Annotated in this window: 15 protein-coding genes; 5 read left to right on the top strand and 10 right to left on the bottom strand. The window is 65.5% G+C overall.

Annotated elements, in window-relative coordinates; genetic code table 11:
- Positions 1-11 precede the first annotated feature (11 nt).
- From QHG62_RS03400 to QHG62_RS03410, 3 genes are read left to right on the top strand one after another with little or no spacing between them, the layout of a single operon-like run.
- Entirely contained in the window at positions 12-1,625 is a 1,614-nt protein-coding gene (locus QHG62_RS03400) for a gamma-glutamyltransferase family protein (RefSeq protein WP_281149430.1), read from the top strand.
- Positions 1,626-1,646: 21 nt separating this feature from the next.
- Complete coding sequence (locus tag QHG62_RS03405; RefSeq protein WP_281149431.1) at positions 1,647-2,594, top strand: DMT family transporter; 948 nt, start codon at positions 1,647-1,649, stop codon at positions 2,592-2,594.
- A gap of 26 nt (positions 2,595-2,620) precedes the next feature.
- Positions 2,621-3,415: an SDR family oxidoreductase gene (locus tag QHG62_RS03410; RefSeq protein ID WP_281149432.1), complete on the top strand. Its 795-nt coding sequence runs from the start codon at positions 2,621-2,623 to the stop codon at positions 3,413-3,415.
- 15 nt (positions 3,416-3,430) lie between these two features.
- On the opposite strand, the gene QHG62_RS03415 is transcribed toward QHG62_RS03410, so the two are convergent.
- Positions 3,431-4,342, bottom strand: coding sequence for a DMT family transporter (locus QHG62_RS03415; protein WP_281149433.1), 912 nt, complete (start codon positions 4,340-4,342; stop codon positions 3,431-3,433).
- 101 nt (positions 4,343-4,443) lie between these two features.
- Here QHG62_RS03415 and QHG62_RS03420 point away from each other — a divergent pair, with 101 nt between their 5' ends.
- Positions 4,444-5,427 carry a quinone oxidoreductase family protein gene (locus QHG62_RS03420; RefSeq protein WP_281151490.1) on the top strand — a complete coding sequence of 328 codons (984 nt, stop codon included), beginning with the start codon at positions 4,444-4,446 and terminating at the stop codon, positions 5,425-5,427.
- A gap of 119 nt (positions 5,428-5,546) precedes the next feature.
- Positions 5,547-5,957: a response regulator gene (locus tag QHG62_RS03425; RefSeq protein ID WP_281149434.1), complete on the top strand. Its 411-nt coding sequence runs from the start codon at positions 5,547-5,549 to the stop codon at positions 5,955-5,957.
- 43 nt (positions 5,958-6,000) lie between these two features.
- On the opposite strand, the gene QHG62_RS03430 is transcribed toward QHG62_RS03425, so the two are convergent.
- The 9 genes from QHG62_RS03430 to ileS all read right to left on the bottom strand — a co-directional run bounded on the left by QHG62_RS03430 (position 6,001) and on the right by ileS (position 17,124).
- A complete protein-coding gene (locus QHG62_RS03430) occupies positions 6,001-7,662 on the bottom strand; it encodes a Na/Pi cotransporter family protein (RefSeq protein WP_281149435.1) in 1,662 nt (553 codons plus the stop codon).
- Between the two features lie 63 nt (positions 7,663-7,725).
- Positions 7,726-8,586, bottom strand: a complete 861-nt coding sequence (locus QHG62_RS03435; RefSeq protein WP_281149436.1) for a phosphodiesterase — start codon at positions 8,584-8,586, stop codon at positions 7,726-7,728.
- Positions 8,583-9,644 carry an ABC transporter ATP-binding protein gene (locus QHG62_RS03440; protein ID WP_281149437.1) on the bottom strand — a complete coding sequence of 354 codons (1,062 nt, stop codon included), beginning with the start codon at positions 9,642-9,644 and terminating at the stop codon, positions 8,583-8,585. The genes QHG62_RS03435 and QHG62_RS03440 overlap by 4 nt, the downstream gene beginning before the upstream one ends.
- Positions 9,634-10,437 carry an ABC transporter permease gene (locus tag QHG62_RS03445; RefSeq protein WP_281149438.1) on the bottom strand — a complete coding sequence of 268 codons (804 nt, stop codon included), beginning with the start codon at positions 10,435-10,437 and terminating at the stop codon, positions 9,634-9,636. Before QHG62_RS03445 ends, QHG62_RS03440 begins: the two co-directional genes overlap by 11 nt.
- Before the next feature lie 12 nt (positions 10,438-10,449).
- On the bottom strand, positions 10,450-11,271 hold the full coding sequence (locus QHG62_RS03450; RefSeq protein WP_281149440.1) for an ABC transporter permease: 822 nt from the start codon (positions 11,269-11,271) through the stop codon (positions 10,450-10,452).
- A 275-nt stretch (positions 11,272-11,546) separates the two neighbouring features.
- On the bottom strand, positions 11,547-12,560 hold the full coding sequence (locus QHG62_RS03455) for an ABC transporter substrate-binding protein (protein WP_281149441.1): 1,014 nt from the start codon (positions 12,558-12,560) through the stop codon (positions 11,547-11,549).
- 51 nt (positions 12,561-12,611) lie between these two features.
- Positions 12,612-13,622, bottom strand: a complete 1,011-nt coding sequence (locus QHG62_RS03460; RefSeq protein ID WP_281149442.1) for a LacI family DNA-binding transcriptional regulator — start codon at positions 13,620-13,622, stop codon at positions 12,612-12,614.
- A 134-nt stretch (positions 13,623-13,756) separates the two neighbouring features.
- Positions 13,757-14,275 (bottom strand): signal peptidase II, encoded by a 519-nt coding sequence (gene lspA, locus QHG62_RS03465; RefSeq protein WP_281149443.1) that lies wholly within the window; start codon positions 14,273-14,275, stop codon positions 13,757-13,759.
- Positions 14,275-17,124 (bottom strand): isoleucine--tRNA ligase, encoded by a 2,850-nt coding sequence (gene ileS / locus QHG62_RS03470; protein ID WP_281149444.1) that lies wholly within the window; start codon positions 17,122-17,124, stop codon positions 14,275-14,277. The genes lspA and ileS overlap by 1 nt, the downstream gene beginning before the upstream one ends.
- Between the last annotated feature and the right edge of the window lie 76 nt (positions 17,125-17,200).

Here is a 17,200-nt window from a genome sequence, read left to right on the forward strand (position 1 = left end):
ACAAAACCGACATGAACTTCGATTTCAACAATCCCTATCTCTCCACCCGTATCCCGATCTTCGCGCGCAATGTGGTGTCGACCTCGCACCCGCTGGCGTCGCAAGCCGGGCTGCGCATGCTCCAGCAAGGCGGCAACGCCGTGGATGCGGCCGTTGCCACGGCGGCCGTGATGACGCTGGTCGAGCCGGTGAGCAACGGCCTCGGCAGCGACGCGTTCTGCATCTTGTGGGACGGCAAGGAACTGCATGGCCTGAACGGCTCCGGTCCTGCGCCCAAGGCCTGGACGCCTGAATACTTCAAGGCCAAGTACGGCGCCGATGCCGCCACGCCCCCCATGCGCGGTATCGATTCGGTCACGGTGCCGGGCGCCGTGCGCAGCTGGGTGGCGCTGAGCGACCGCTTCGGCAAGCTGCCCTTCGCCGACCTGATGGCGCCGGCCATCGACATTGCCGAGCGCGGCTACCTTGTGCCGCCGGTGGTGCAGGGCAAGTGGGTCGCGGCCACCTCGCTGCTCGAGTCGCAGCCGGGCTTTGCGCAGAGTTTCCTGCCTTGGGGCCGCGCCCCCGAGATCGGTGAACTGTTTCGTTTTCCGGCCGCCGCGCGCGCGCTCAAGGCCATTGCCCGCACCAAGGGCGAGGCCTACTACAGCGGCGAGATCGCCGAAGCGCTCGCCAGGTTTTCGAAGGAGCAGGGCGGCGCGCTCACCGTGTCCGACCTCTCGGCCTATCAGCCGGAGTGGGTCAAGCCGATTTCGCGCGACTACCGCGGCCACACGCTGCACGAGATTCCGCCCAATGGCCAGGGCATTGCAGCGCTGATCGCGCTCGGCATTCTCGAAAAGTTCGACATCGCTTCGCTGCCGGTCGACTCGGTCGCTTCGCAGCATTTGCAGATCGAGGCCATGAAGCTGGCCTTTGCCGACGTGTACCGTTACGTGTCGGAGCCATCGTCGATGACGGTGACCCCCGCGCAAATGCTCGATGACGCCTACCTCGCATCGCGTGCGAGACTTATCGACGTGAACAAGGCGCAGGACTTCAAGGCCGGCAACCCAGTGAAGGGCGGCACCATCTATCTCACGGCTGCTGACGAGAGCGGCATGATGGTGAGCTTCATCCAGAGCAACTACATGGGCTTCGGCTCGGGTTGCGTGGAGCCCGAGTTCGGCATCAGCCTGCAGAACCGCGGCCACGGCTTCAGCCTCAAGGCCGAAAGCCCGAATGTCGTCGCCCCGGGCAAGCGGCCCTTCCACACCATCATTCCGGCCTTCCTTACCAAGGACGGCCAGCCGGTCATGAGCTTTGGCGTGATGGGCGGCAACATGCAGCCCCAGGGCCATATGCAAACGCTGGTGCGCATGCTCGACTACAAGCAGAACCCGCAGGCCGCGTGCGATGCGCCGCGCTGGCGCTTCAACGCGGGGCTCGAGATCAACGTCGAGGCGGCAATGAACCCGAACACCGTGCAGGGCCTGCGCGACCTCGGCCACAAACTGGACGTGATCAACGATTCCTACCAGGACTTCGGCGCCGGCCAGTTCATCTGGCGCGCGGGCGATCCGTCGGTCGAAGGCTATGTGGCCGCCAGCGATCCGCGCCGCGATGGCGTGGCTGCAGGCTATTGAAGACCACGCGATGATCGAGGAATGACCAAGTCCGCCGTACAGACCGGCATTCCCTCCGCGCACAGCGGCGCAAAGAGCATTGCGCCCGGCCTCATCCTCGCTTCGCTGGGCGCCATCGCGTTCAGCGGCAAGGCCATCATCGTCAAGCTGGCGTACCGCCATGGGGTGGATGCCGTCACGCTGATCATGCTGCGCATGCTCTTTGCGCTGCCGCTCTTCGCGGTCATGGCGTGGTGGGCAGGTCGCGGCAAGCCTTCGCTCACGTTTCGCGACTGGCTGGGGGTGATCGGGCTCGGCTTCTCGGGCTACTACCTTGCAAGCTTTCTCGACTTTGCGGGGCTCGCCTACATCTCGGCCAGCTTTGAGCGGCTGATTCTTTATCTCAACCCCACGCTGGTGCTGCTGTTCGGCTGGCTCCTGTACGGGCGGCGCGCCACACGGCCGCAGGTGCTGGGCATGATCGTGAGCTACGCCGGCGTGCTGCTGGTCTTCGGGCATGAGCTCTGGACCGGCGGTGGCGGCAAGGGCGGCGGGGCGGCAGCCTGGGGCGCCTTTCTGGTGTTTTTGAGCGCGGTGAGCTATGCGGGCTATCTGGTCTACAGCGGCGAGTTCGTCAAGCGGCTCGGCTCGCTGCGGCTCGTGGGCCTGGCCACCACCGTGGCCTGCGTGCTGTGCATCTTGCAGTTTGTGCTCACGCGGCCCATGAGCGTTGCAATGCAAGTGGCGCCCGAGGTTATCTGGCTCTCGGTGCTGAACGCCACGCTGTGCACGGCGGTGCCTGTCCTGATGGTCATGATGGCCATCGAGCGCATCGGTCCTGCCATGGCTGCGCAAACCGGCATGATCGGGCCTCTTTCGACCATCCTGATGGGGGTGGTCATACTCGGCGAGCCGTTCACCGCGTGGATCGCGGCCGGCACGTTGCTCGTGATCGCGGGCATCTTCGTTTTCACACGCACGGGGCGCTAGCGCCCCTGCAGTACAGGAGAAAAAACATGGATCTGGGCATTGCAGGCAAGACCGCGCTGGTTTGCGGCGCGAGCAAGGGGCTTGGCTATGGCTGCGCCGAAGCGCTGGTGCGCGAAGGCGTGAACGTGGTGATCGTGGCGCGCGGCGCCGAGGCGCTCGAAGCGGCGGCTGCAAAGCTGGTTGCGGCGGCAGCGGGCTCGCCGGCGCCTTTCGTCAAGCACGTGGCAGCGGACATCACCACCGAGGCAGGCCGCGCGGCCGTGTTCGCGCTCCGCCATGAGTTCGACATTGTGGTGACCAATGCCGGCGGCCCGCCGCCAGGTGACTTCCGCAACTGGGACCGGGAAGCCTGGATCAAGGCGGTCGACGCTAACATGCTCACGCCCATCGAGCTCATCAAGGCCACGGTCGACGGCATGGCCAAGCGCGGCTTCGGGCGCATCGTCAACATCACCTCCAGCTCGGTGAAGTCGCCCATCGACATCCTGGGCCTTTCGAACGGCGCGCGCAGCGGCCTCACGGGCTTTGTGGCAGGTGTGGCACGCACGGCCATTGCGGCGCAGGGCGTGACCATCAACAACCTGCTGCCCGGCTCGTTCGACACAGACCGCCTCAAGGGCACGATGGCCGGTACGGCCCAGAAGACCGGCCAGGACTTCGACACCGTGTGGGAAGCCCGCAAGAAGAACATCCCGGCCAAGCGCTTCGGCACGCCGGCCGAGTTTGGCGCCATCTGCGCCTTTCTCTGCAGCATGCAGGCAGGCTACATGACCGGGCAGAACGTACTGGCCGACGGCGGGGCTTATCCAGGCACCTACTGACCCCGCCTCGTGGTCTCAACGTCTGGATGACGACGAGACCACGATGCCACCCACGATCAGCAGGAATGCCGCGCCGTGGTACCAGTGCGGCGGCTCGCCGAGGAACGCCGCAGACAGCAGCGCGGCAAACAGCGGCGTGAGATTCATGAAGAAGCTTGCCGCCTGCGGCCCGGCCTGCTGCACGCCGCTGCCCCAGCAGCGGTAAGCCACCACGGCGGGGCCAATGCCGATGAACGCCAGGGCAGCAAAAAGGGGCCAGCCGAGCACGATGTGTGCATCGGTCAGCGTCCACTCTCCGGCCGCGAACGCGCCTGACCATCCCAGGCCGAACACCATTTGCGCCATGAGAAACGCGGCCCAGTCTTGCCGCACGCCTTGCGGCTCTCGCGTGCGAACCAGAATCCAGCTGTAGAACGCCCAGGCAATGGTGCCCAGGATCATGTACAGGTCGCCCGGCACCAGGCGCAGCGCGAGCAACTGCCGCCATTCACCCCGGCTCAGCACCAGCAGCACGCCAAGCATCGAGAGCAGCGAGCCGCCGATCTCTCGCGCGTTGACGCGGGCGCCGAAGAAGACAGCGCCCGTCGCGAGCATCCACAGCGGCAGGCTGGAGCCCACCAGCGTGACGTTGATCGGCGTGGACGTCTGCAGCGCCAGGTACTGGAAGGCGTTGTAGCAACCGATGCCGAGCAGCCCCAGCACCGCGTAGCGCTTCCAGTGCGGCCACATCGGGCTGCCGGGGCGCAGCACGGGCCACGCAAGCGGCAGCAGGAGCACGAAGGCTATGATCCAGCGCACGAAATTCAGGGTGAGCGGCGACACCAGTTCACGCACCATGCGGCCGACCACCGCATTGCCGGCCCACAGCAGCGGCGGCACGGTGAGCAGGAAGACGGTTGTCGGTGTAAGGCGCTGCTGGATCTGCATGGCCGCCGACTCTACCGGGCATTGCCCGCCGCCGCCGCGGAAAGGCCAAACGTGGCACGATGCGCGTCTTCTTTTTCGCGAGCCTTGGAGACTGCAAAATGATGAGCAAAGCCGTTCGTATCGACCGCCATGGCGGTCCCGAAGAACTGAAGATCGTCGACGTGGAAGTCGGCGAACCCGGGCCAGGTGAAATACGCATTCGCCACAAGGCCGTGGGCCTGAACTTCATCGACACCTACCAGCGCAGCGGCCTCTACCCGTTCCAGATGCCTTTGCAGCTTGGCATGGAGGCCTCGGGCGTTGTCGAAGCGGTGGGCGAGGGCGTCACGCATCTCAAGGCGGGTGATCGCGCCGCCTATGCGAGCCAGCCTCCCGGTGCCTACTGCGAGCTGCGCGTGATGCCGGCCAAGTGCGTCTGCAAGCTGCCCGACGCCATTTCTTTCGAGACCGGCGCGGCCATGATGCTCAAGGGCCTCACGACGCAATACCTGCTGAAGAAAACGCTGCCGGCGGAAGGCCTGCAGCCGGGCGACTTCGTGCTGTTCCACGCTGCGGCCGGCGGGGTCGGGCTGATCGCCTGCCAATGGGCCAAGGCGCTGGGCCTGCAGCTGATCGGCACGGCCGGCAGCGACGCCAAGTGCAAGCTCGCGCTCGAGCATGGCGCGGCGCATGCCATCAACTACAGCACCGAGAACTTCGCGGCCCGGGTGAAGGAGATCACGGGCGGCAAAGGCGTGAAGGTGGTGTACGACTCGGTCGGCAAGGACACCTGGGAAGCCTCGATCGAGTGCCTGCGCCCGTTCGGTTTGCTGGCGGTGTTCGGAAATGGCTCGGGCCCGGTGCCGCCGATCAGCCTTGGCACGCTGGCCTCGAAGGGGTCGCTCTACGTGACGCGCCCCACCTTGTTCACGCACATTTCGACGCGCGAGAGCACGCAGGCCATGGCGGACGACCTGTTCGCGGTGGTGCAAAGCGGCGCGGTGAAGATCCCGATCGACCAGCGCTACGCATTGGGCGACGTGCAGCAAGCGCACCGTGACCTGGAAGCGCGCAAGACCACCGGCTGCACGATCCTGACGCTCTGAGGGAGGGCAAACGCCGGCCCGGCGCCGGGCCAGCCTTGTCCTACCCGCGATGGGGTGTCATGCCTTCGTCTTGTGCAAAGCGCACTTTGTAGCCTGCTACAAAGCTCGAGAAACGCCACATGGACACCGTTAGAACCTTTGTTGTCGAGGACAACCCCACCATCCGCGAAAACCTGTTGGGTACCTTGCGCGAAGTGGCAAGGGTCGACCCGGTGGGCCAGGCGGAATCGGAGCGTGAAGGCACCCGTTGGCTGACGAGCAATCTCTCGCAATGGGACCTGGCCATCGTCGACCTGTTCTTGAAGGACGGCACCGGCTTCAGCGTGCTCGAGGCCTGCCGCAACCGTGAGCCGGCGCAGAAGATGGTGGTGCTCAGCAATCACCTTACTCCCGAGATGCGGCGCAAGTGCAAACAGCTTGGCGCCGATGCGGTGTTCGACAAGGCCACCGAGATCGACGACCTGATCGACTTCTGCCTGCGTCGCCGGCAGGAGCAGTTCATGAATTCGTCGTTCTCGGCTGCGCACTGACGAATCGGCCTCGCGCGTCTTCGCGCAGTCTTGCGCCGGCGAATCAGCCTTCGATCTTGCCCAGCCGCGATTCGCGCAGCCGGCTCGGTGCCAGCGCACCGGCCGATTCGAGGATCGGATAGGCGATGGAGCAGATGTGCGAGTTGATGCGTTTCAGGTCGCTGATCAGGTCGATGTGCAGCGAACTGGTCTCGATGCTCAGCGTGGTGCGGTCCGACAGCCGGTCGAGGTGGGTGGTGGCATAGGCCCGTTCAAGGTCGCGAAAGCGTGCTTTTTCTTGCAGCAGCTTTTGCGCATCGCGCACGTTGCCGTTCAAGAACACGCTCATGCTCAGCCGCAAGTTGGCCACCAGCCGGCCGTGCAGCTCGACGATTTCCGCCATGCCGGCGGCCGAGAAGTTGCGCTGCGGCTTGATCTTCTTGTCTTCGATGTCGATGATCACGCGCTCGATGATGTCGCCGATCTGCTCCATGTTGATGGTGAAGCTGATGATGTCGGTCCAGCGCCGGCTTTCTTCTTCGCCCAGCGCCTCGCGCGAGATGCGCGTCATGTAGTACTTGATGGCCGAGTAGAGCTCGTCCACCGTGTCGTCGAGCTGGCGCAGCTCCTGCGACAGGCGCAGGTCGTTGTGGCGGATCACGTCCAGCGTGCCGATGAGCATGGTTTCCACAATGTCGGCCTGGTGCAGCGCCTCGCGCGCCGCGTTCGAAATGGCGAGCGAAGGTGTTGAAAGCGCCGAAGGGTCCAGGTGATGCGGCCGGGTGGAAGTGGCCGGTTGCTGCGGCACCGGCAGCATCCTGGTGACCAGCGTTGCCACCCACTGCGTGAGGCCGATGAATCCCAGGCTGATGACGACGTTGAACGCCAGGTGGAACAGCACCACGCCGTGCGTTGCGTTGGGCACTTGGGGTTGTACGTAGCGCAGCCAGAGCCCCACGAACGGCGCGACGATGGCCACGCCAAGTGCCTTGAACAGCAGGTTGCCCACCGTGACCTGCCGCACCGGCACGGCCGACTTGGCGGTGGTCAGCACGGCCAGCAATCCGCTGCCGAGGTTCGCGCCGAGCACCAGCCCCAGCGCCACGTCCAGCGGAACCACGTTGGAGCTTGCCATGGCCGCGACCAGCAGCACCACCGCCAGGCTCGAATACGCCACGATGGCCAGCGCGGCGCCAATGGTGATTTCGAGCAGCACGTCGCTGTTGAGCGAGGCCAGGAGCGCCCGCACCGCCGGAGCCGAGAAGAGCGGCTCGGTGGCCTCCACCACCAATTGCAGCGCGAGCAGCATCAGCCCCAGGCCGATGAGCACCCGGCCGACGCGCCCGGCGACGCTGGCCGAGCGCGAAATGAACAGCACCACGCCCACGAAGATGAACATCGGCGAGAGCCATGACAGATCGGCCGAGAACAGCACCGAGATGAGTGCCGTACCTATGTCGGCTCCGCGCATCACTGCCAGCGCGGCCGGCAGCGTGACCAGGCCCTGCCCCACGAAGGACGAAGTCATCAGCGAGGTGGCCGTGCTCGACTGCACCAGCGCGGTCACGCCGATGCCCGACAGGGCGGCCGTGAAGCGGTTGCGCATGCTCTGCACCAGGATCTTGCGCAGATTGGCCCCGAACACGCGCAGCACGCCTGTGCGAACGAGGTGCGTGCCCCACACCAGCAGTGCGACGGCGGCGAGCAGGTTCAGAAGATGCTTCATGGGTGCCGGTTTCTATCCTTTTCGTTTTAGTTCGTTTTCGCCCCCATTTTCCACACTATGGGCTCAATCGATCAGTGCTCCGTTGTCATGGAAAGGAAAAGGGCCTTCGAATGTGCCGGAAGCCGCCAAATGCGTCACGAGCCGTCCACCGCGCGCGGACCAGGCGTGCACGCGGAATCCGGGCGGCTCCAGCATCCACGCCGAAGCCGCGTCGGGCGCCAGGTCCAGGCAGACCTGGTGCGCCGGTGCGGGCGAAGTGGATGCGATGGTGCCGCCGAAGCGCGCGTCGATGGCGCGGTGCAGGTGTCCGCAGATCACGCGTTCGACGTTGGGGTGCCGCGCGACCAGCGCTTCAAGTGCCTCGGCGCCTTGCAGCAGGCCGATCTCGTCCATGTGGCCGATCAGCGTCTGGAAGGGCGGGTGGTGCATGGCAATCACCACGGGTTCGCCCCGGCAGGCTTCGAGCTGTTGCTCGAGCCAGGCCAGCCGCTCGTTGCAGAGGGCGCCATGGCTCTCGCCCGGCACGCAGGTGTCGAGCGTCAGCAGGCGCAGCGCGCCCACGCGCACCGAGTATTGGACAAAGCCGGCAGAGCCCACGCCCGCCGCCAGGTAGCCATGGCCTGGGAAGCTGCGGCGCAGCTGGTCGCGGTCGTCGTGGTTGCCGGGCATCAGGTAGACCGGCATGTTGAGCGGCGTGAGAAGACGTGCCAGGTGCTCGTATTCGGCCGCACGGCCGAAGTCGCTCAGGTCTCCGGTGATTACCACCGCGTCGGGCAATTGCGGCAGGCGCAGCACCGACTGCACCGCGCGCTCCAGGTAGGGCGCGGTGTCGATGCGGCCGTACGCCAAGCGGCCGGGCTCGCGGATGTGCAGGTCCGTCAGCTGCGCCAGGAAGGTGGTGTCTTGTGTCGTTGCCGTGTTCATGCGCTGGTTTCCTGCGACGTCATCAGGCGATCGGGTTGGATGCGAAGGCCGACCGGATCACCTGGGCCGAAAGGCGTGTCGCGGCCGACATCGGCGACCAGCAAGGGCTGGTCCTGCGTGCGCAGCTGCAGTTGCACGCGGTCGCCGAGAAAGGTACGGCGTTCGACAGCGGCGAGCCCCCAGCCCGGCTGGGGCGCGCTTACCTCCACGTCTTCGGGTCGCACCAGAAGCATCGCATGATCGCGCCAGGCGGGTGGGCAAGGCAGCGTGCTTCCGCCGAGTCGGACAACGCCTTGCGCAATGGCGTCCGGCTCGCGCGCCAGCCGGTTCACCCGGCCCAGGAACTCCGCCACGAAGGGGTGTGACGGCGCGCGGTACAGCTCTTCGCCGCGGCCGACCTGCACGATGCGTCCGGCGCTCATCACCGCCAGGCGGTCGGCAATGGCCAGCGCCTCCTGCTGGTCGTGCGTGACGTGGATCGCCGTGATGTGCAGGCGGCGCAGCAGTTCGGCGAGCTCGTCGCGCAGCGACTCCTTGAGCTTGGCGTCGAGCGCAGCCAGCGGCTCGTCGAGCAGCAGCACGCGCGGGCGCACGGCAACCGCGCGCGCCAGGGCCACGCGCTGGCGCTGGCCGCCCGAGAGTTCGGCGGGTCGCTTGTTCTCAAGCCCGCCGAGCCGCGTCAGGTCGACCAGTTCGCCCACGGCGCGCTTTTCTTCTTCGGGCGACACACCGCGAATGCGAAGGCCATAGCCGATGTTGGCGGCCACCGTCATCTGCGGAAAAAGTGCATAGCTCTGGAACACCATGCCCACGCCGCGATGTTCCACCGGGCGCTGCGTGACGTCTTGCCCGCCGAACACGATGCGGCTGCCTTCGTCGGGTGCCTCGAGCCCCGCAATCAGCCGCAGCAGCGTGGTCTTGCCGCAGCCGGAGGGGCCGAGCAGCGCGAGCACTTCGCCCGCTTCCACGTGCAAGTCGGTCGGCAGCAGGCCGCGCGTGCCGTCGGCGTAGGTCTTCGCGCAGTTCGCGATGTCGATGGGAATGCGTTCAAGTTCCATGGCGTTTCTGGATTAGGTTGGCAAGGTACTGCAGGCCCCACAGCACCGGAAGAATGACGGCGAAGAAGACCAGCGTGTAGGCCGATCCGATCTCGATGCGCATGGAGGCATAGCTGTCGGCCAAGCCCACGGGCAGGGTGCGCGTGAGCGGCGTGTGCAGCATCCACGTGAGGTTGAACTCGCCCACCGAGAGCGTGAACACCATCAGGCTGCCGGCCACGATGGCGGGGAACACGGCGGGCACCAGAATGCCCATGAAACGCTGGCGGAAGTTGGCGCCCAACGAGCGCGCAGCTTCTTCGAGCGCGAGGAGGTCGCCGCGCTGGAAGGCCGAGCTCACGGTGCGAACCATGAACGGCAGTGTGAACACCATGTGGCCCACGAGAATGAAGGCGAAGCTCTGGCGGAAGGCGGTGAGTTGGCCGTAGGCGAGGATGAGCGCCAGCGCGGTTGCGAGGCCCGGCACTGCAACGGGCAGTGTCAGCAGTTCTTCGAAGATATGCGCCGCGCGCGAGCGGCTGCGCGCCAGCGCATAGGCGCAGGGCACGCCCAGCAACACGGTGCCGACGACGCAGGCAGACGCCAGTGCGAGCGACCAGCCGACGGTGCCGCCATAGTTTTCCCACACTTCGCCGAGCCAGCGCAGCGTGAGGCCGCTCTTCAGGCCCGTGCTGTAGTTGTTGACCAGACCGGCCATGACGGACAGCAGCATCGGCGCGATCATGAAAATGCTCACCAGCACAGTGGTGGCCAGCAGGAAAGGCGCCTTGGATTGCGTGTTCTTTTTTCGCATGAGCGTTTTCCTTCAGCGCGCGACCGGGTTGGCCCCGAAGCGGCGCGCAACGAACAGCACCAGCCAGGTCACGATGCCCAACGCAATCGAGAGCGATGCGGCGAGCGCAAAGTTGGCGTAGTTGGTGAATTCGTTGTAGATGGTGATGGGAATCACCTCGAACTTGCTGGCGAGCGTGAAGGCGGTGCCGAAGGCGCCCATCGAGGTGGCGAACAGAATGGCGCCGCAGGCCAGCGTGGTGGGGGCAAGCTCGGGCATCCAAACGTCGCGCGCCACGCGCAGCCGAGAGGCGCCGAGCGAGCGCGCGGCTTCTTCGAGCTGCACGTTCATGGCCTCGGCCGCCGCGGCGTAGGTTGCAATGGCGCGTGGAAGCGAGAAGTACAGGTAGGCCAGGAACAGTCCGAGCAGTCCATAGGCGAAGGTGATGCGTTCACCGAAGAGGCTGTCGCCGATGTCGGCCACCAGCCCTTGCCGCCCGCCGAGCAGGATGACGAAGAAGCCGATGATCACGCCTGGAAAAGAGAGCGGGAGCGTGAGCAGCGACAGCAGCATGCGTTTGCCGGTGAAGGCATGGCGCGCAAGATAAATGCCCACGGCCGCGCCCAGCACCAGTGTCGTCAGCGTTACCGCCACCGACAGCGCAACGGTGTTGGCCATGCTCTGCAGATAGCGCGAATCTGTCAGCACCGCGAAGTAGGTGGACCAGCCCTTGGTCGCGGGCAGCGTGAGCAGGCGCACTACTGGCAGCAGCCAGAAGGCAGCGAAGAACACGGCGGCGGGTGCTGCGCAGGCCAGCAGGCGCCAGCGTGGGTTCCAGGCGTTGGCTTGCTTCATCTCAGTCTTTCATTTCGCGCTGTGTTGCGGGTGCTGTTGTTCTGGGCGCTGTTGTTCAGGGCGCGTGCAAAGGCCACCGGGTACTCCCCTCCGCGAATGTCCCCCGTCAACCACCGCTCTGCACAACGCTCCCGTCGATGGGGTGCCTTGCGCAGCGAAATAAAGGAGGAGGCCGCAGGCCGGGGGACATTGAAATAAAGGAGGAGGCCGCAGGCCGGGGGACATTCGCGGAGCAAGGTACCCCGTCGGCGGGTGCGCGCCCTGAACAAAACACTTCAGCGCACTTCCTTCAGATACCGATCAGAGAACGCCCGCTGCGCCTCAGCCATGCGCGCGTAGTCCACGCTCTTCGCGCGGGCGTACTCGGTAGCCGGCAGGAACTGCGCCTCGATGTCCTTCGGCATTGCGCTGGCGCGCACCGGCCGCAGGTAAGCTTTGGCCCAGATGGCCTGGCCTTCGTCGGACAGCACGAAGTCGAGCACCTTCTTGCCATCGGCGGCGTGCGGTGCCTTGGCAACCAGGCTCATCACGTAGGGGACGGCCAGCGTGCCTTCGCTCGGAATGACGAATGCGACGTTGGCTTTGTCCTTGTACTTGGCGCGGTAGGCGTTGAAGTCGTAGTCGAGCAGGATCGCGATTTCACCCGACAGCACGCGCGCATAGGAAGTTTGCTTCGGCACGATGGGCTCGTTCTTCTGCAGCGCCTTGAAGTAGTCGATGGCCGGGCCGAAGTTGTCGAGCGTGCCGCCGCGTGCTTCGTTCACCGCCACGGCACCCACGTAACCGACGAAGGCCGAAGCGGGGTCGAGGTAGCCGATAAGGCCCTTGTATTCGGGCTTGAGCAGGTCGGCCCACGATCTTGGAATTGGCTTGCCCTTGAGCGCATCGACGTTGACCATGAAACCGAGCGTGCCGGAGTGGATGGTGAACCAGTTGCCGGCCGGGTCCTTCAGGCCGTCGGGAATGTCTTTCCACGCTGCCGGCTTGTAGGGCTCCACCACGCCGTCCTTCTGGGCCTGCACCGCGAAGGTCACGCCCAGGTAGGTGACGTCGGCCACGGGGCTTGCCTTCTCGGCGACGAGTTGCGCGAGCGACTGGCCCGAGTTCTTGTTGTCGGCCGGCACGGTGACACCGGTCTTGGCCTTGATGGCTTTGAGCTGCGTGCCCCAGTCGGCCCATTCGGTCGGGCAGTTGTAGCAAATGGCGGTCTGGGCCACGGCGCCGCCTGCGGCAACGAGCGTGGCGGCGAGCAAGCCCAGGCGGGCCATGCGGGAGATGCGGAGAGACATGAAAGAACTCCTTGATGTGGATGTGAGGGTTGAGGCGGGTGAGAGGGGTGATCAGTCGTCGGCGATACCGCTTGCGGATGCGCACGATTCGCCGTCGCGGAAGAAGCAAGGCAGCAGCAGGCTCGCGCCGGCCTGCAGCGTGGCGCCGCCGGCCATGGCCTGGATCAGCAACTCGACGCTGCGGCGGCCGATGTCGCTGTTGGGTTGCGCAACGGTGGTGAGCGCCGGCGTGAGGTCTTCGCCGAGCGCAATGCCGTCGAAGCCCACCACGCTGAGGTCGTCGGGCACGGACAGCCCGCTCAGGTGCGCGGCGCGGATACTGCGGATGGCGAGCAGGTCGTTCGAGCAGACCAGTGCGGTGGGACGACCGTCGGCCTGCAACACGTTGACGACCGCGCCGACCGCGCTTTCGACAAAAGGTACCTCGATGAGCGGGGGCGCATCGAGCCCGGCATCGGCCATGCCTTTCTGGTAACCCCGGTAGCGCTGCTGTGCACGGTCGGAGGCGGTGAGCGTGCCGCTGACCATGGCGATGCGCCGATGTCCGAGCAGCACCAGGCGCGCGACGGCGTCGGCGACTGCAGCTTCGCCGTCGACAGTGACGCAAGGGTGATCGGGGTGCCGGTTGTAGGCGAGCACATAGGGTGTGCCGCCGTTGCGAAGCCGTGCAAGAGCGGCCGAAGTGGACGGGTTGGACACCACGAGGATCAGCCCGTCGACGTTTCCCGCCAGCAGCAGATGGACCGCGCGTTCTTCTTCGTCCAGCTGGTAGCCCGTGGTAACCGGAATGATGGCGTATCCGCCCGCAATGGCGGCACGCGCGATGCCTTGCAGGCACTCGGCGAAGGTGGGGTTCAGGAGCGTGGGAAGCACCACGCCCAGCGCGCGGCTGCGCTGGGTGCGCAACGTGCGCGCGCTGGCGTTGGGCACGTACTGGAGCTCGCGCGCCACGCGTTCCACCAACTCACGCGTGGCCGGCGTGACCTTGTTCGGGAAATTGAATGCCCGAGATACGGTGGCCACGGAAACCCCGGCCTTGGCTGCAACGGATTGAATGCTCATCGTGCGGTGCTATGTAAACGATTACATTGCACCGCGGCAGTATGACCCTGCTATGACAAGCCAAGAAAGCCGGGAAAAACCCTCGCGTTGGGCCTTGAAGAGAAAGGGGCCCGAAGGCCCCTTGAGAAACTGGCTTACTTCCCGCGTCGAACCCGCCGGATCTCGTCGACGATCAGGCAGATCGCACCCAGCGTGATGGCACTGTCCGCCGCATTGAAGGCCGGAAAGTACCAGTTGCCAGCGTGAAAGCTCAGGAAGTCGACCACGTACCCGTGCATCATCCGGTCGATCACGTTGCCGATGGCGCCGCCCAGGATGCACGCCATCGCGAACGAAAACAGCTTCTGCCCCGCGTGCGATTTCAGCATCCACACGATGAACACCGCGGCCGCCAGGCCGATGGCCGTGAAGAACCAGCGCTGCCATCCCGAATGGTCGGCCAGGAAATTGAACGCGGCGCCCGTGTTGTGCGCGCGAACCACGTTGAAGAAGCTCGTCACGTACGTTGCGTCACCGAGCTTGTAGTAGCCCAGGATCAGCGTCTTGGTGAACTGGTCGATGATCACGATGATCGCCGCCAGCCCGAGCCACGGCCAGATGCCCAGGCTGCCACCGCGCGAACGCGACCCCGAGGCGGAACGTGCGGCCGCCATCAGGCAAAGCTCCGTGCTTCACCGGCGCCGAACAGGTTGCTTGTGCAACGGCCGCAGATCGTCGGATGCGCCGGGTCGTGGCCCACGTCGTCGCGGTAGTGCCAGCAACGGTCGCACTTCTGCGCGGCGCTTGGCGTTACCAGGGTAGACAGCGCCTCGCCCGCAGCCAGTTCGATGGCGGAAGTGATGAAGACGAACTTGAGGTCATCGCCCAGCGAGCCCAGCAGCGCGAAGTCTTCAGCCGGTGCGCTGAGCTGCAGGTTGGCCTGCAGCGACGAGCCCACCTTGCCTTCGGCGCGTACGGCTTCGATGTCCTTGTTGACCACGTCGCGGATCTCGCGAATGCGGCTCCACTTGGCGAGCAGTGCCTCGTCGGGTGCGGCAAACTTGCTGAACGTCTGCGCGAAGATCGATTCGCCCGGCTTGCCCGTGCTCACGAACTTCCAGGCTTCTTCGGCCGTGAAGCTCAGGAACGGCGCCATCCAGCGCAGCATGGCTTGCGAGATGTGCCAGAGAGCGGTTTGCGCACTGCGGCGCGCCAGCGAGCCGGGCGCGGTCGTGTAGAGCCGGTCTTTCAGGATGTCGAGATAGAAACCGCCCAGGTCTTCCGAGCAGTAGATCTGCAGCTTGGCCACCACCGGATGGAACTCGTACACCTTGTAGTGGGCGAGGATCTCGGCCTGGAACTGCGAAGCGCGCGCAAGCGCGTAACGGTCGATCTCGAACAGCTGGTCGAGCGGCACCGCGTCCTTCGCAATGTCGAAGTCGCTGGTGTTCGCCAGCAAGAAGCGCAGCGTGTTGCGGATGCGGCGGTACGAGTCGACCACGCGCGCGAGGATCTTGTCGTCGCCCGCGATGTCGCCCGAGTAGTCGCTCGCGGCCACCCAGAGGCGGATGATCTCGGCGCCCAGCTTGCTGCTGATTTCCTGCGGGTCGATGCCGTTCTTGAGCGACTTGCTCATCTTGATGCCCTTGGCATCCACCGTGAAACCGTGCGTGAGCAGGCCGCGGTACGGCGCGCGGTCTTCCAGCGCACAGGCGATCAAGAGCGACGAGTGGAACCAGCCGCGGTGCTGGTCGTGGCCCTCGAGGTACAGGTCGGCTTCAGGGCCGGCCGCATGGTGCACGTTGGGGTGCGTGCCGCGCAGCACGTGATAGAAGGTCGAGCCCGAGTCGAACCACACCTCGAGAATGTCGGTGCTCTTGGTGTAGTGGGGTGCGTCTTCGGCGCCGAGGATTTCTTCCACCGTGACGCGGCTCCAGGCCTCGATGCCGCCCGTCTCGACGATGTCGGCGGCCTGGTCGAGGATTTCCATCGTGCGCGGATGCAGCTCGCCCGAATCCTTGTGCAGGAAGAACGGAATCGGCACGCCCCAGCTGCGCTGGCGGCTGATGCACCAGTCGGGCCGGTTGGCGATCATGTCGTGCAGGCGCGCCTTGCCGTTCTCCGGATAGAAGCTCGTCTTCTCGATGGCTTCGAGCGCAGTCTGGCGCAGCGTCTTGGGCGCCTTGTCCTTGGTGAACACGCCTTCGCCTTCGTCCATGCGCACGAACCACTGCGCCGCGGCGCGGTAGATCACCGGCGTCTTGTGGCGCCAGCAGTGCGGGTAGCTGTGCGTGATGGTCTCGGTGGTGAGCAGGCGGTTGGCGTCGCGCAGGGCCGAGATGATCACCGGCACGGCCTTCCAGATGTTCTGGCCGCCGAAGAGCGGGAAGTCGGGCGCGTAGCTGCCGTTGCCCTGCACCGGGTTCAGGATGTCGTCGTACGCCACGCCGTGCGCGATGCAGGAGTTGAAGTCGTCCACGCCGTAGGCGGGCGAGGAATGGACCAGACCGGTGCCGTCGGTGGCGGTGGCGTAGTCGGCCAGGTACACCGGCGAAAGGCGCTTGTAGCCGGCATCGACGTCGTACAGCGGGTGCTCGAATTCGAGCCCGCCGAGCTTCTCGCCCTTGACCGTGGCCAGCACCTTGCCGTCGAGCGCGTAGCGCGTCATGCACATCTCGACCAGAGAGTTGGCGAGGATCAGCAGGCCGCGCTCGGTGTCGACCAGCGAATACTCGATCTCGGGGTTCAGGTTGATCGCTTGGTTGGCCGGGATGGTCCACGCGGTGGTGGTCCAGATCACGGCAAAGATGTCGCCGAGGATCGTGTGGTCGGTCTCGAAGGCCTTCAGCACCTTCTCGCGGTCGTGCGCCTTGAAGGCCACGTCGATGGTCTGGCTCTTCTTGTCGGCGTATTCGATTTCGAACTCGGCCAGCGACGAGCCGCAGTCGAAGCACCAGTACACCGGCTTCAAGCCGCGATACACAAAGCCGCGCTCGATCACGCGCTTGAATGCGCGCAGCTCGCCGGCTTCGTTCGCGAAATCCATCGTCTTGTACGGATGGTCCCATTCGCCCAGCACGCCCAGGCGCTGGAAGTCGGCCATTTGCTGCGCGATCTGTTCCGTGGCGTAGGCGCGGCTCTTGGCCTGCATCTCGTCGCGGCTCAGGTTGCGGCCAAACTGCTTTTCGATGGCGTTCTCGATCGGCAAGCCATGGCAGTCCCAGCCGGGCACGTAGAGCGCGTCGTAGCCTTCGAGCTGGCGCGCCTTGGTGATCATGTCCTTCAGGATCTTGTTCACCGCGTGGCCCATGTGGATCTGGCCGTTGGCGTAGGGCGGGCCATCGTGCAGGATGAACTTGGGCGCGCCGTGGCGGGCGTCGCGCAGGCGGTGGTAGCGGCCTTCGTCGTTCCATTCCTTCACCCAGCCCGGTTCGCGCTTGGGCAGGTCGCCGCGCATCGGAAAGGGGGTGTCGGGCAGGTTCAGCGTGGAGCGGTAGTCGGTGGTGGAAGCAGCGTCAGACATGTTGGGGTGCGAAACAGAGGGGCTTCGACAGGCTCAGCCCGAACTGCATTGAGCGGTCGGTGCGGAAGAAAAGCCG

Source organism: Variovorax paradoxus (genome assembly GCF_029919115.1).
Lineage (GTDB): Bacteria > Pseudomonadota > Gammaproteobacteria > Burkholderiales > Burkholderiaceae_C > Variovorax > Variovorax paradoxus_O.

Coding starts and splice junctions, on each gene's coding strand:
- QHG62_RS03450 (WP_281149440.1), bottom strand. CDS start 11,271: ATGAAGCAAGCCAACGCCTGGAACCCACGCTGGCGCCTGCTGGCCTGC.
- QHG62_RS03430 (WP_281149435.1), bottom strand. CDS start 7,662: ATGAAGCATCTTCTGAACCTGCTCGCCGCCGTCGCACTGCTGGTGTGG.
- QHG62_RS03405 (WP_281149431.1), top strand. CDS start 1,647: ATGACCAAGTCCGCCGTACAGACCGGCATTCCCTCCGCGCACAGCGGC.
- QHG62_RS03420 (WP_281151490.1), top strand. CDS start 4,444: ATGAGCAAAGCCGTTCGTATCGACCGCCATGGCGGTCCCGAAGAACTG.
- QHG62_RS03415 (WP_281149433.1), bottom strand. CDS start 4,342: ATGCAGATCCAGCAGCGCCTTACACCGACAACCGTCTTCCTGCTCACC.
- QHG62_RS03410 (WP_281149432.1), top strand. CDS start 2,621: ATGGATCTGGGCATTGCAGGCAAGACCGCGCTGGTTTGCGGCGCGAGC.
- QHG62_RS03440 (WP_281149437.1), bottom strand. CDS start 9,644: ATGGAACTTGAACGCATTCCCATCGACATCGCGAACTGCGCGAAGACC.
- QHG62_RS03445 (WP_281149438.1), bottom strand. CDS start 10,437: ATGCGAAAAAAGAACACGCAATCCAAGGCGCCTTTCCTGCTGGCCACC.
- QHG62_RS03435 (WP_281149436.1), bottom strand. CDS start 8,586: ATGAACACGGCAACGACACAAGACACCACCTTCCTGGCGCAGCTGACG.
- QHG62_RS03460 (WP_281149442.1), bottom strand. CDS start 13,622: ATGAGCATTCAATCCGTTGCAGCCAAGGCCGGGGTTTCCGTGGCCACC.
- QHG62_RS03455 (WP_281149441.1), bottom strand. CDS start 12,560: ATGTCTCTCCGCATCTCCCGCATGGCCCGCCTGGGCTTGCTCGCCGCC.
- QHG62_RS03400 (WP_281149430.1), top strand. CDS start 12: ATGAACTTCGATTTCAACAATCCCTATCTCTCCACCCGTATCCCGATC.
- lspA (WP_281149443.1), bottom strand. CDS start 14,275: ATGGCGGCCGCACGTTCCGCCTCGGGGTCGCGTTCGCGCGGTGGCAGC.
- QHG62_RS03425 (WP_281149434.1), top strand. CDS start 5,547: ATGGACACCGTTAGAACCTTTGTTGTCGAGGACAACCCCACCATCCGC.
- ileS (WP_281149444.1), bottom strand. CDS start 17,124: ATGTCTGACGCTGCTTCCACCACCGACTACCGCTCCACGCTGAACCTG.